This window comes from Streptomyces sp. NPDC127114 (genome assembly GCF_042677525.1).
Taxonomy (GTDB): domain Bacteria; phylum Actinomycetota; class Actinomycetes; order Streptomycetales; family Streptomycetaceae; genus Streptomyces.
In genome coordinates, this window is record NZ_JBHXTJ010000064.1 from 21,035 (window position 1) to 33,688 (window position 12,654).

The window sequence follows — 12,654 nt, forward strand, 5'->3', positions numbered from 1 at the left end:
ATGTGGGGCAGACTGCGGCGAATGAGCACGCTTGCCTGGATCGCGATCGCCGCCCTGGCCGTCTGGGGGTGGCTGCTCCTCGGCCAGGGCTTCTTCTGGCGCACGGACCAGCGGCTGCCCGCGCCGGCCGCCGGCGCCCCCGAGCCCTGGCCCGACGTCGTCGTGGTGGTCCCCGCCCGGGACGAGGCCGAGGTGCTGCCGCGGAGTCTGCCCTCGTTGCTGGGCCAGGACTATCCGGGGCGGGCCGAGGTGATCCTGGTCGACGACGGGAGTACGGACGGCACGGGGCGGCTCGCCGGCGAGCTGGCCGCGCGCCACGGCGGACTGCCGCTGACGGTGGCCTCCCCCGGCGAGCCCGAACCCGGCTGGACGGGCAAGCTGTGGGCGCTGCGGCACGGCATGGCGCTCGCACGCGCGCGTGGACCCGCCTTCCTGCTCCTCACGGACGCCGACATCGCGCACGGGCCCGACAGTCTGCGGCTGCTCGTCGCGGCGGCGACGGGGCACCGGCTCGACCTGGTGTCGCAGATGGCGCGGCTGCGGGTGGAGAGCGGCTGGGAGCGGCTGATCGTGCCCGCCTTCGTCTACTTCTTCTGCCAGCTCTACCCCTTCCGCTGGATCAACCGCCGCCGGCCTCTCGCGACGGCGGCGGCCGGCGGGTGCGTGCTGCTGCGGGCGGAGACGGCGGAGCGGGCCCGGGTGCCGGAGTCGATCCGGCAGGCCGTCATCGACGACGTGTCGCTGGCCCGGGCGGTGCGGCGGGCCGGCGGCCGGATCTGGCTGGGGCTCGCGGAGCGGGTGGACAGCGTCCGGCCGTATCCGGGGCTCGCCGAGCTGTGGCGGATGGTCTCGCGCAGCGCCTACGCGCAGCTGCGGCACAGCCCGCTCGTGCTCGCGGGCACGGTCGCCGGCCTGGCACTGGTCTATCTGGCGCCGCCCGTCACCCTGCTCGCGGGACTGATCGCCGGGGACAGGCCCGCGGCGTGGGCTGGCGGGCTCGCCTGGGCGGTGATGGCGGGCACGTACCTCCCGATGCTGCGCTACTACCGTCAGCCGCCCTGGCTCGCGCCCCTGCTCCCGTTCACCGCGCTGCTGTACCTCCTGATGACGGTGGACTCGGCCGTCCAGCACCACCGGGGCCGGGGCGCGGCCTGGAAGGGGCGGACGTACGCCCGCCCGGAGACCATGCCCGACCGCTGACCGGCCCGACCACTGGCGGGCCGACCGAAGACGCCCGACCGCCGACCTGCCCCATCGCTGACCTGACGGACTGACCCACCGCTGACCTGACCCGCCGCTGACAGGACCGGCCGATGACCGGCCCGTCAGTGGACCGTGACCGGATCCGTGCCCGGACCGCCGGACGGGCCCCTACACCTCGGCGACGAGGAACTGCTCGGACCTGGGCGGGCGAAGGCCGTCGGCGCGGTCCGCGAAGTAGCGGGCGGCCAGGTCGTCGGGAGACACGTGCTCCGCCGTGGCGAATCCCGCCTCCAGGGCCGCCCGCCGCATCTCGTCGGGCGTGTACAGGCTCACGAACGGGGTGCCCGAAGCGGCGGCGTTGCGCATCGAGAACTCCTGGACCCGGCGCTGGTCCGGCTCCAGCCGGTCGAGCGGGAGCAGGAAGGTCGTGGCGAGCACGGAGCCGGGTGCGAGCACGGCGGCCTGGCGCAGGGTCGCGGTGTTGGCCTCCCGCGTGAGGTACATGCTGACGCCGGCCGACGCGACGACCGCCGGCCTGTCCGGGTCGAACCCGGCGGCGGTCAGCCGCTCCCACCACGAGTCGCCGGCCTCGAAGTCGACGGGGACCAGGGTCTGCCAGGGCGGGACGCCGTAGCCGAGCTCGGCGAGGCGCTGCCGCTTCCACGCCTGCGTTCCCGGCTGGTCGACCTCGAAGACGTGGAGGCGGGAGCCGAGTTCGGGGCGCCGCTGGACCATGGTGTCCAGACCGGCGCCGAGGATGACGTACTGCGTCACGCCGGCGTCGGCACGCTCGGCGACCAGGTCCTCGACGAAGCGGGCCCGGGCGACCATGGACGCGCGGACGCCGGCGACTCCCGGCATCGTCATGTCGCCGCGCTCGCGCCAGTCCGGCCCCGGGTCGGCGAGCTGGAGCCCGATCTCGTCGTCGAGGACGTGCGGCGCGGGGTCGGCGTGGACGTGCAGGGCGCGCCACAGGGCGACGCGCACCGCGGTGTGGTCCGGCTCGTGCCGGTCGGAGTCGGGTCGGGCGGGCTGGGGTCGGACGGGCTCGTGCTGGGCGGAGGGGCGCTGCCGGTCGGCCATGGTGGTGGTGTCCTTGCGTGTCGTCGTCGTGAGCGGCCGTGGTGTGTGTCGCCACTGCGTGGCGTGAGGGCCTTCTGCTTCGACCGTAGTTCGCCAACGGACCACGAATAAGATCCAGTTCCATGCCGCAATCCTGGTCCGGTGCCCGGATCGACCTGCACCTCGCCCTCGACGCCACGGGCGGCCGGCGCTCCGCGCTCGAAGCCGCGCTCAGGGGGGCGATCCGCCAGGGACGCCTGCCCGCCGGAACGCTTCTGCCCTCCACCCGCGGACTGGCCCAGGAGCTCGGGCTCTCGCGCGGAACGGTCACCGCCGCCTACGACCAGCTGGTCGCGGAGGGCTTCCTGACCACGCGTCCGGGCTCGGGCACCAGGGTGACCGAGGCACCGCGCGGCGCCCAGGCCCCCGCACGTCCCGCCGCCCCTCCGGCGGCTCCCCTGCACAACCTCCGGGCCGGACTCCCGGATGCCGGCGCCTTCCCCACCCGGGCCTGGCTCGCCTCCACCCGGCGCGTACTCGACCGCGCCCGCCCCGAGGTCTTCGGGTTCGGAGACCCGCAGGGCCGGCTCGAACTGCGCGAGGCCCTCGCCGACCACCTCGGCCGCACCCGCGGGGTGCTCACCACGCCCGACCGCATCCTGATCACCTCCGGCCACTACCAGAGCATCGGTCTGCTCAGCGGCGTCCTGGCCGCGGGCGGTGTCGGCACCGCGGCCATGGAGGACCCGGGCCACAACCTCTACCGCGGCGTCGTCCGACGCGCCGGCATCAGCACCCTCGCCCTGCCCGTCGACGCCCACGGCGCCCGCGTCGATGCCCTGACCGAGCGCGTCGGAGCGGCCGTCCTCACCCCCGCCCACCAGTACCCGACCGGCGTTCCGCTGCATCCGAGCCGCCGTCAGGCGCTGTGCGCCTGGGCCCGCTCCACCGGTGGTCTGATCGTCGAGGACGACTACGACGGCGAGTACCGCTACGACCGACAGCCCGTCGGCGCCCTGCAGGGAGTCGCTCCCGACCACGTCGTCTACTGCGGCACCTCGTCCAAGACCCTCGCGCCCGCCCTGCGCCTGTCGTGGCTGGTCCTGCCGCCCCACCTGGTGGGACCGATGACGCGGGCCAAGGAACAGGCCGACCTGTTCACGGAGACGCTGGGCCAGCTCGTCCTCGCCGACCTGATCACGACACACGCCTACGACCGTCACGTCCGTGCCGCCCGGCTGCGCTACCGCCGTCGCCGCGCACTCCTCCTCGACCGGATCGCCGCACACCCCGGCCTCGTCGCCCACGGCGTCCCCGCCGGACTGCACACCCTCGTCACCCTCCCGTCCGACGGACCCGGCGAAGAACAGGTCCTGGCCAGGTGTGCCCGTGACGGCATCGCCCTGCGCGGCCTCACCGAGCTCCACCACGACCCCGCCGGCCGGCCGCAGGGCCTGCTGGTCGGCTTCGCCGCTCCCGCGGAACGCGCCTACCCGGCCGCGCTCGACGCCTTGTTCACGGCCCTCGGATCCCTCGGGGTCCTCGGATCCCGCGCGTTCCCCGCCGCCGACGGTCGGCAGGAAGGCTCCGTACCGAAGGCCGAACCGGACCGGCTCTTCGACGGGAAGGCGGACCTGTCCCCCTGTCCGGTCGCCGAATAGGCTCACCAGGGGCGCGGAGTGACCGCGTGCCGACCCTCTCGGAAGGACCAGTCATCACCGTGATCGTCACAGCCCACCTGAGCGACGTCCACATCGACGGGGAGCAGCGCAGCGCCGACCGCACGAGGGCGGTCATGGACTACCTGAACGCCCTTCCCCACGACCTCGACGCCGTCGTGGTGACCGGCGACATCGCCGACCACGGGCTGCCGGACGAGTACGAGCTGTCCCGCAGGCTGCTGACGTCCCGGCACCCGGTGCTGATGTGCCCCGGAAACCATGACGAGCGGGGCGCCTTCCGCCGCTTCCTGCTCGGCGAGACCGAGTCGACGGCCCCCGTCAACCAGGTGCTTCGTACGGACCGGCTGACCGTCGCCCTGTGCGACTCCTCCGTACCGGGGAAGGACGAGGGCTACCTCGAGGACGAGACGCTGCTCTGGCTGGAGGACGTGCTCGCCCGGACGCCGGACGGGATGCCCGTGCTCGTGGGCTTCCACCACCCGCCGGCCCTGTTGCACAGCCCGTTCATCGACGGCATCCGCCAGTTCGGCGACGAGCGGCTCGCGGAACTGGTGGGCCGTCATGCGAACGTCGCCGCCCTCGTCTGCGGCCACGCCCACACCCCGGCGGCGACGACGTTCGCCGGGAAGCCCCTGGTCGTCGCGCCCGGTGTCGTCTCCACCCTCCGGCTTCCCTGGGAGCACCGCGACCACCCGGCGGACCACGTCCACCTCGACCAGCCTCCGGCGCTCGTCTTCCACGTGCTGGACGACACGGGCCGTCTGACGAGCCATTACCGCACCGTGGTCGCCTGAGCCGGGACGTCCGCCGGGGCGGGGACGTCCGGCGCGGGCCGCCGCCGGCCCGTCGGTTCAGGCCTTCTTGACGACGCTCGACTTGAGCTGCATGTTGCCGAAGCCCTCGATCCGGCAGTCGATGTCGTGACCGTCGACGCCGTCCACCAGCTTGATGTTGCGCACCTTCGTGCCGGCCTTGATGCCGGAGGGGCTGCCCTTGACCTTGAGGGCCTTGATCACGGTGACCGTGTCACCGCCGGCGAGGACGTTGCCGACCGCGTCCTTGATCACCTTCTCGCCCGACGCGCCCGACGCGCCGTCCGAGGCCTCGGACGAGCTCGCGGACCGGCCAGCCAGCGCTGGCGCAGGCGGCCCTCCTCGTACAGGCGGGCGTTCTCGATGGCGATGCCGGCCGCGACGGCCAGGGTCGTCACGACGGCCTCGTCCTCGGCGTCGAAGTCGACGCCGCCGCGCTTCTCGGTGAGGTAGAGGTTGCCGCAGACCTCGTCGTGGACGCGGATGGGGACGCCGAGGAACGAGTGCATGTGCGGATGGTGGGCCGGGAAGCCGTACGAGGCGGGGTGCTCGGACAGCTCGGCGAGGCGCAGCGGGCGCGGGTTGCGGATCAGCTCGCCCAGGATGCCGTGCCCGGACGGCAGGTCACCGATCCGGCCTCGAAGCTCGTCGTCGATGCCGACGGGAACGAACTCCGACAGCATCTGTCCTTCGCCGATGACGCCCAGAGCGCCGTACTCGGCGTCGACCAGGGTCACGGCCGCCTCCACGATGCCGTGCAGCACCTGCGGCAGGTCGAGCTCACGGCCGACGGACATGACGGCTTCGAGCAGACCGTTGAGCCGGTCCCTCGTGCCGCGGACCTCGTCGACGCGCGCCTGGAGCTCGTCGAGCAGCTCGTCGAGTCTCAGCCGTGGCAGCCGCGCGGCGGCGGAGTCGGTGTCTTCCCGGCCCATCGGAACCTCCGGTCGTTCCGGACGCGCACACCGCGTCCTTCACGCCCGCATTCACCGTAGCCCCGAAGCGCCGCCCGCTCCTGACGAACTCCGCCCCGCCCGGGCTAGGCCGTTTCTTTCGGATCAGGGCCGGATAGGCCGCGGCGTCTGGTGCATGGGGTCTCCCCAGGCCCGCCAGGGCCGAGGGGAAGCATCGCAAGGCGCCGGAGCGTCGCGAATGGGGTCTCCCCTGCTCGAGCGAAGCCGAGAGCTTGGGGAAGGAGCTATCGGGGCGTTTCGGCAACGCGGCGAGGTGCCGTGCCAGGCGTCGCGGACCCGGCCAAGATCCGGAAGAGACGGCCTAGGGGCGGTCTTCGTACCCGCCCCTGGGCAGGGGAACGGTGATCACGGGGCAGTCGGCGTGGTGCAGCAGTCCGTGGACCGTGGAGCCGAGCCGCATGCCGGCGAAGCCGCCCCGGCCCCGCCGGCCGACGACGACCGCGAGGGCGTCACGGGAGGCGCGGACGAGCTCCTCGACGGGGTGCCCGCGCACGACCTGTTGCTCGACGGCGACGTCGGGGTGGCGCCGGGCGCAGTCGGCGACCGACGCGGCGAGCAGCCGGCGGCGTTCGGTCAGGCCCTGGGCCCCGTCCTCGTGGGAGCGGAGCGGGCGGGGCCACACCCAGACCGCCAGGAGCCGTGCCTCGCGCAGGCTCGCCTCCGCCGCCGCGAAGGCGATCGCGGCACGGCAGTCCGGGCTGCCGTCCACGCCGACCACGATCAGCGGCGGACGGGCGGCCGTGTGTTCCGGTTCGCCGATGACGACGACCGGACAGTCGGCGCGCGCGGCCAGCGGTACGGCCACCGAGCCCTCGCCGAAGACCTCGGCGAGCCTGCCCAGGTGCCGCGAGCCCAGCACGGCGAGGGCGACGCCCCGCGTCCGTTCGCCCAGCACGGTGGCGGGTGCTCCGTCGACGAGCTCGGTGACGGTCCACAGTCCCTCGTGCAACGCGCGTACGAGGTCCTGTGCGTTGGCGAGCGCCGACTCCGCGCGGATGCGCAGGGAGCTCCGGTGGGCGAGCGCGTCGTACCGGAGCCGGTGGTGGACCGGCGGGACGGCGACGACCAGGCGCAGCCGTACCCCTCTGCGTACGGCCTCGTCGGCGGCCCAGACCAGGGCGGGGACGGACAGCTCGCGGGGGTCGACGCCGGCCAGGACGTCGCTCATGGCTCCTCGCCCTTCGTCACGAAGACGGACGGGACGATCTCCACCGGGCAGTGGGCGTGGTGGATCAGGGCGTGGGCGACGCGGCCCAGGGCCGGTCCGACGCCGAGCGGCCGGCGGCCGCGGCCCATCACCATCAGGTCGGTGCGGCGGCTCGTCTCGACGAGGGTCCCCGGCGTGGTCGTGCCCGTCTCCACACGGTGCCCGACGACCAGCCGGGGATGCCGCTCCCGTACGCGGTCGGCGAGGGCCTTCGTCTCGCGCACGCGCCGCCGGGCGACCGCGTCGAGGTCGTCGAGCATGGTGGCGACGCCGCCGACGTGGGTGAGCACGTTCCAGACGCTGACGAGGCGGAGGGACGCCTTGCGGGCCTCGGCCTCGGCGGCGGCGAGCAGCAGCCAGTCCAGGTCGCCGGCGTCCCGCACGGCCGCGGTCACCGTGCCGGTCCCGGGCCGCTCGCCCGCTCCGCGGACGACGATCACGGGCACCTCCGCGCGGGCCGCCGCGCCGAGACCCACGGAACCGAGCATGAGGGCGGAGAAGCCGCCGAGCCCCCGGCTGCCCACCACGATCGTTCCCCGGCCCCCGGCCGCCGCCCGGAGACCGGCGACCGGCTCCTGGCGGCTGAGTTCCCTGGTGACGGTGAGCCCGGGGAAGCGCTCGTGGACCGCGTCGGCCGTCGAGATCAGCAGGTCCCGGCCCGCCTCGCGGACGGCCTGGATCGTCTCGGCGTCGGTCCAGTAGGCGCGCCGGTCGGTGTCGGCGGCGTGCACGAGGTGGAGCGGGCTGCCGCGGTGTTCCGCCTCCGCGGCCGCCCACAGCGCGGCCGTCCTCGCCGAGGGGGAGCCGTCGACGCCGACGACGACGGCTCCGAGCCGCGGCCTGGCGGGGCTCTCGCTGCCCATGGCTCCTCCTCGGCGGTGCCCCCAGGGTCTCCTTTCAGACTGCCATCGAGGCCCCGGCCGGGGATGGGCCGTTCGGCCCCGGCCCTGGCCCGGCCGGTCCCCCCTCCCGACCTCGGGTGAGCTGGTCCGACGTGATCGCTAGTCGAGGTGGTCCCGGCCGCCGAGGGAGCAGTCGGTCAGGAGCGTCGCGGGATCCGCCCCCGCGGGCAGGGGGACGGTACGGGAGGCCGGCGGCCGGCCGCCCTGCCCGACCCAGCGTTCGAGCGCGGTGAAGGCGCTGCGGTGGCAGGGCGTGAGCGGGCGGAGCTTGTCGGGGAAGGTGTCGAACAGGGCGTCGGTGTGGGTGCCGCCCTCGATCCGGTAGTAGCGGTGCAGCGGGCCACGGCCGGCCTCACGCACCATGCGGGCGTAGACGTCGGAGTCCCGGCCGATCGGGAGCAGGGCGTCCAGCGTGCCGTGCACCGTGATCAGCGGCTTGCCGATCCGTCCGGTGAGGGCGATCTTCCCGACGGCCCGCCTGACCTCGGCGGGGCGTGCCGCGTAGTCGTAGTCGGTGTCGCAGGCCGGCGTGCCCGACGCGCAGAACGGGGTGCCGGCCTCGACGGCGCCGTCGAAACCGGGGTCGAGTTCCTCACGGTAGATGCGCTGGGTCAGGTCCCAGTAGACCTTGTGGTGGTACGGCCAGAGGAACTCCGACCCGGTCGGGAAGCCGGCCGCGTGCAGGTCCCGCGCCGCCTCTGCCGCGCCGTCGCCACCCGCGGCGTACACGGGATAGGCGCGCAGGGCCTTCGGCAGGAAGTCCAGCAGCGTCGGGCCGTCGGCGCGCCACAGCGTGCCCTCCCAGTCGACGCCCCCGTCGTAGAGCTCGGGGTGGTTCTCCAGCTGCCAGCGCACCAGGTACCCGCCGTTGGACATCCCGGTCACCAGAGTCCGCGAGGGCGGGCGGTGGTAGCGCTGCGCGACCGTGACGCGGGCCGCCCTGGTCAGTTCGGTGACGCGGTCGTTCCACTCGGCGATGGCGTCGCCCGGCGCCTTGCCGTCGCGGTGGAAGGCGAGACCGGTGTTGCCCTTGTCGGTGGCGGCGTACGCGTAGCCGCGGGCCAGCACCCAGTCGGCGACGGCCCGGTCGTTGGCGTACTGCTCGCGGTTGCCGGGGGTGCCCGCCACGACCAGGCCGCCGTTCCACCGGTCGGGCAGGCGGATGACGAACTGGGCGTCGTGCTGCCAGCCGTGGTTGGTGTTGGTGGCGGAGGTGTCGGGGAAGTAGCCGTCGATCTGGATGCCCGGCACTCCGCTGGGGACGGCCAGGTCCTTCGGCGTCAGACCGGCCCAGTCGGCCGGGTCGGTGTGGCCGGAGGCGACGGTTCCGGCGGTCGTGAGCTCGTCGAGACAGGCCGACCGCTGGTACTCGGCACCCGGTACGCGCAGGCCGGACGGATGCGCGCAGCCGGCGTCCCGGCCGACGGGCGTGGCCGTCGCCACCGGGGTCGCCGTCGCGGCCGGGGTGGTGAAGGCGAGTGCGGCCAGGGCCAGAACGGCCGGCACACCTCGTTGCCAGAAGCGTGGTGCGGAGCCACGGGAGAGACGCATCGGTTGCCTCCGAGATCGTGTGCAGGGATGCGCGGGAGGCTATGGCGCCCGACCTGTCCGGAACATGGCTCCGTGTCATACGGTCCGGTGCCTGCTCATGGGGCAGGCCACCATGCCGCGGTTTCTCGCGGGGCGGCCACGCGGTGCAATGACCGGCAGAGGACGTGCGGCCCCCAACTGGTCACATACACGCGGGAGTAAGCGCCGAGCCATGGATGTCCGTCACACACGGGTTCGGCCAACCCTGGCTGACCGGCCCATGTCATCGACGGCGGAGGCGACCCGATGATTCACGCCACATCGACGTCCGGGCCCGGCATCCCCATGGCCCGGCGTGTCCGTCTCGTCATGAGTCACAGGAGTCACAGGAGTCACAGGAGTCAGTCGTCATGAAAGAGCCGCACTTCACGTCCTGTTCCTCGACACATTTCCGTTCTCCGGCACTCTTCCGCTCCCCCGCACTCTTCCGTTCCCCGGCACTTTCCCGTTCTCCGAAGAGCCGCCGCCTTCCGGGAGGCGTCCGCCGGTGGCTCACCGCCGCCGCGGGCGCGCTGGTCCTCACCGCCGGTCTCGTGGCCACCGCTCCCCAGGCCTCCGCAGCGGGTCTGACCCAGGTCACCGGCTTCGGCTCCAACCCCGGCAACCTCTCCATGTACGCGTACGTGCCCGACGGCCTGCCCACCGGTGCGCCGCTCGTGGTCGCCCTGCACGGCTGCACGCAGAGCGCCGGCGACTACTACGCGAACTCGGGGTGGCCGAAGTTCGCCGACCGCTACGGTTTCGCCCTGGTCTTCCCCCAGACCGGCAGCGCCAACAACGCCAACTCCTGCTTCAACTGGTTCGAGCCGGGCGACAGCGCCCGCGGTCAGGGCGAGGCACTGTCGATCCGGCAGATGGTCGACAAGGCCGTCGCGCAGTACGGCAGCGACAGCGGGCGCGTCTACGTCACCGGTCTGTCCGCGGGCGGCGGCATGACCGCGAACCTGCTCGCCGCCTATCCCGACGTCTTCGCCGGCGGCGCCGTCGACTCGGGCCTGCCCGCCTCCTGCGCGACCAGCGTGTCCGCGGCGTACACCTGCATGTACGGCCCGCCGGACAGGACGCCCGCCCAGTGGGGCGACCTCGTGCGCTCCGCCGCGCCCGCCGGAACCCGCTCCTGGCCCCGCGTGGCGATCTGGCAGGGAACCGCGGACACCACCGTCGTACCCGCCAACGCTGCCGAGCTGCGCGACCAGTGGACGAACGTCTGGGGCATCGGCCAGACGCCGTCGCGCACCGAGAACCTGGGCGGCGGCACCACCCTGAGCGTCTACGACGACCCCGCGGGCAAGCCCGCGGTGCAGGTCTACTCCGTCTCCGGCATGAAGCACGGTCTGGCCGTCGACCCGGGCAGCGGCACGGAGCAGTGCGGCACCGCCGGCACCTACTACCTCGACACCGTCTGCTCCAGCTACCACACCGCCCGCTTCTGGGGACTCGACGGCGCGGGCGGCGGTGAGACCCCGGGCACCCTGCCCGCGCCCACGGGCCTCACGGTGAGCGCGACCACGGACACCACCGTCGCCCTGCGCTGGAACGCTGTCGCCGGCGCGGCCTCGTACGAGGTCTACCGCGGCGGCGCCAAGGCGGGCACCACCACGGCCGCCTCGTTCACCGACACGGGCCTGGCGACGGGGACGGCGTACGGCTACACCGTGGCGGCCGTCGACGCGGCCGGCCGGGCGGGCGCCGCGTCCGCCCCGGTGACGGCGACCACCACCGGGTACACGCCCACGTGCCACACGGCGAGCAACTACGACCACACCGCCGCCGGACGCGCCTCCCAGAGCGGCGGATACACGTACGCCAGGGGATCCGGGCAGGCCATGGGGCTGTGGAACACCTTCACCACCCACACCCTGAAGCAGACGTCTCCCGGCTACTACGTGGTCGCCGACTCCGGCTGCTCGCCCTGACCGCCGACGGCGAGGAGCCGACAACCACCACCTCGGAGGGGGTTGATGCGGTCCGGGAACGGCGTCCTGGGCGTCGGCCCGTAAACGAGGTGGGCGATCGCCCATTTGCTTGTAGCGTGGAGGCATGTCGCAACGATTAATACGCCTTGCCGCCACTGTGGCGGGTCTCCTGGGGCTGCTCGTGGTGGCCGGTGCTCCGGCCGCGTCCGCGGCTCCCGCTCCGCCGCACGCCCGGACCGGCACCACGGGTCCCGCACTGCCGGCACCGACGGGCGACCGTCCGGTCGGCACCCGGTTGCTCCACCTCAAGGACACCTCACGCCCCGACCCCTGGAAGCCGGACACCGCCTTCCGGGAGTTGATGGTCACCGTCTGGTACCCGGCCCTCCGGCCCTCGGGCCGCGAGGCCCCCTTCATGTCCCCGCAGTTGTCCGCGGCCGCCTTCGGCACGGAGGCCCTCGCCGACGTCCGCACCCACGCGACCCTCGACGCGGCGCCGCTGCCCGGCCGGCGGCCCCTGGTCGTCCTGTCGCCCGGCTTCGGCATGAGCAGGGTCTCCCAGACCGCGCTGGCGGAGGACCTCGCGTCGAAGGGCTACCTGGTGGCCGCGGTCGACCACACCTACGAAGCGGTCGTCGAGTTCCCCGGCGGCCGGCTGACGCCCTGCCTGAACTGCACCGGTCAGGGCGGCCCCGACGTCGTCCGCAGTCGTGTGAAGGACATCCGCTTCCTCCTCGGCCGGCTGACCGGGCCCGGCTCCGCGTTCCCGGTCGACCCCTGCCGGATCGCCGTCGTCGGCCACGGCATCGGAGGGTCGAGCGCCGTCGAGGTCGCGGGCGAGGACCGGCGGGTCACCGCCGCCGTCAACATGGAAGGCACGTTCGTCACACCGTCCCCCGGACCGCTGACGAAGCCGGTGCTGCTGATGGGTGCCCAGTGGCCTACCGCCGGAGGGACGCCGGCGCCCAACTGGGCCGACCGCTGGAGCGGCTTCGCCGCCTGGAAGCGCTGGCTCAGCGTGCCCACCGCGGGACACATGTCCTTCAGCGACGCCCACTGGCTGTACGAACACGTCGACCTGACCAAGGTCATCCCTCCCCACCTGGTCCCCGCGATGTTCGGCACCGTCTCGGGTGAGCGCGCCACCGAGATCACCCGTACCTATGCCGGTGCCTTCCTCGACCTGCAGCTACGGGGTGTCCCGAGCCCACTGCTCGACGAGCCCGCTCCCGCCTTCCCCGAGGTCGGCTTCGTGTCGCCGTAGCCTGCTCCCGCACAGCCGTCGGCCCGCGTCCCTCCGGAGGGG

10 protein-coding genes and 1 pseudogene are annotated in these 12,654 nt (G+C 73.6%); 5 read left to right on the forward strand and 6 right to left on the reverse strand.

Translation table 11 applies throughout. The features are described from left to right. Positions 1-21: 21 nt before the first annotated feature. The gene (locus ACFVGS_RS35335) at positions 22-1,200 is read left to right on the forward strand and encodes a glycosyltransferase (RefSeq protein ID WP_385696355.1); all 1,179 of its coding nucleotides are present in this window, start codon (positions 22-24) and stop codon (positions 1,198-1,200) included. Between the two features lie 171 nt (positions 1,201-1,371). Here the strand turns inward: ACFVGS_RS35335 and ACFVGS_RS35340 are convergent, their stop codons facing one another. Continuing rightward, on the reverse strand, positions 1,372-2,286 hold the full coding sequence (locus ACFVGS_RS35340; RefSeq protein ID WP_385696358.1) for a class I SAM-dependent methyltransferase: 915 nt from the start codon (positions 2,284-2,286) through the stop codon (positions 1,372-1,374). A 122-nt stretch (positions 2,287-2,408) separates the two neighbouring features. Between ACFVGS_RS35340 and ACFVGS_RS35345 the strand changes: the two genes are divergently transcribed. Beyond that, positions 2,409-3,926, forward strand: coding sequence for a PLP-dependent aminotransferase family protein (locus ACFVGS_RS35345; protein WP_385696360.1), 1,518 nt, complete (start codon positions 2,409-2,411; stop codon positions 3,924-3,926). Between the two features lie 59 nt (positions 3,927-3,985). After that, the gene (locus ACFVGS_RS35350) at positions 3,986-4,741 is read left to right on the forward strand and encodes a metallophosphoesterase (protein WP_384408383.1); all 756 of its coding nucleotides are present in this window, start codon (positions 3,986-3,988) and stop codon (positions 4,739-4,741) included. Between the two features lie 57 nt (positions 4,742-4,798). Here the strand turns inward: ACFVGS_RS35350 and ACFVGS_RS35355 are convergent, their stop codons facing one another. The 5 genes and pseudogenes from ACFVGS_RS35355 to ACFVGS_RS35375 form a co-directional block, all read right to left on the reverse strand. Next, positions 4,799-5,080, reverse strand: a complete 282-nt coding sequence (locus tag ACFVGS_RS35355) for an alkylphosphonate utilization protein (RefSeq protein WP_385696376.1) — start codon at positions 5,078-5,080, stop codon at positions 4,799-4,801. Next, positions 5,071-5,694, reverse strand: a pseudogene (locus ACFVGS_RS35360) (GAF domain-containing protein); the annotation flags it as partial. The pseudogene ACFVGS_RS35360 and the gene ACFVGS_RS35355, both read right to left, overlap by 10 nt. Before the next feature lie 340 nt (positions 5,695-6,034). Beyond that, entirely contained in the window at positions 6,035-6,901 is an 867-nt protein-coding gene (locus ACFVGS_RS35365) for a universal stress protein (protein WP_385696362.1), read from the reverse strand. Further along, positions 6,898-7,803 carry a universal stress protein gene (locus tag ACFVGS_RS35370; RefSeq protein WP_384408389.1) on the reverse strand — a complete coding sequence of 302 codons (906 nt, stop codon included), beginning with the start codon at positions 7,801-7,803 and terminating at the stop codon, positions 6,898-6,900. The genes ACFVGS_RS35365 and ACFVGS_RS35370 overlap by 4 nt, the downstream gene beginning before the upstream one ends. Positions 7,804-7,941: 138 nt before the next feature. Further along, complete coding sequence (locus tag ACFVGS_RS35375; protein WP_385696366.1) at positions 7,942-9,393, reverse strand: tannase/feruloyl esterase family alpha/beta hydrolase; 1,452 nt, start codon at positions 9,391-9,393, stop codon at positions 7,942-7,944. A 572-nt stretch (positions 9,394-9,965) separates the two neighbouring features. On the opposite strand from ACFVGS_RS35375, the gene ACFVGS_RS35380 reads away from it, so the two are divergent. Then, complete coding sequence (locus ACFVGS_RS35380) at positions 9,966-11,348, forward strand: PHB depolymerase family esterase (protein WP_385696368.1); 1,383 nt, start codon at positions 9,966-9,968, stop codon at positions 11,346-11,348. Positions 11,349-11,472: 124 nt separating this feature from the next. Then, positions 11,473-12,612, forward strand: coding sequence for an alpha/beta hydrolase family protein (locus ACFVGS_RS35385; protein ID WP_385696371.1), 1,140 nt, complete (start codon positions 11,473-11,475; stop codon positions 12,610-12,612). The last annotated feature ends 42 nt before the right edge of the window (positions 12,613-12,654 follow it).

Excerpts from the sequence above, each read along its gene's own strand:
- ACFVGS_RS35335 (WP_385696355.1), top strand. The coding sequence starts at position 22 with ATGAGCACGCTTGCCTGGATCGCGATCGCCGCCCTGGCCGTCTGGGGG.
- ACFVGS_RS35340 (WP_385696358.1), bottom strand. The coding sequence starts at position 2,286 with ATGGCCGACCGGCAGCGCCCCTCCGCCCAGCACGAGCCCGTCCGACCC.
- ACFVGS_RS35345 (WP_385696360.1), top strand. The coding sequence starts at position 2,409 with ATGCCGCAATCCTGGTCCGGTGCCCGGATCGACCTGCACCTCGCCCTC.
- ACFVGS_RS35365 (WP_385696362.1), bottom strand. The coding sequence starts at position 6,901 with ATGAGCGACGTCCTGGCCGGCGTCGACCCCCGCGAGCTGTCCGTCCCC.
- ACFVGS_RS35370 (WP_384408389.1), bottom strand. The coding sequence starts at position 7,803 with ATGGGCAGCGAGAGCCCCGCCAGGCCGCGGCTCGGAGCCGTCGTCGTC.
- ACFVGS_RS35375 (WP_385696366.1), bottom strand. The coding sequence starts at position 9,393 with ATGCGTCTCTCCCGTGGCTCCGCACCACGCTTCTGGCAACGAGGTGTG.
- ACFVGS_RS35385 (WP_385696371.1), top strand. The coding sequence starts at position 11,473 with ATGTCGCAACGATTAATACGCCTTGCCGCCACTGTGGCGGGTCTCCTG.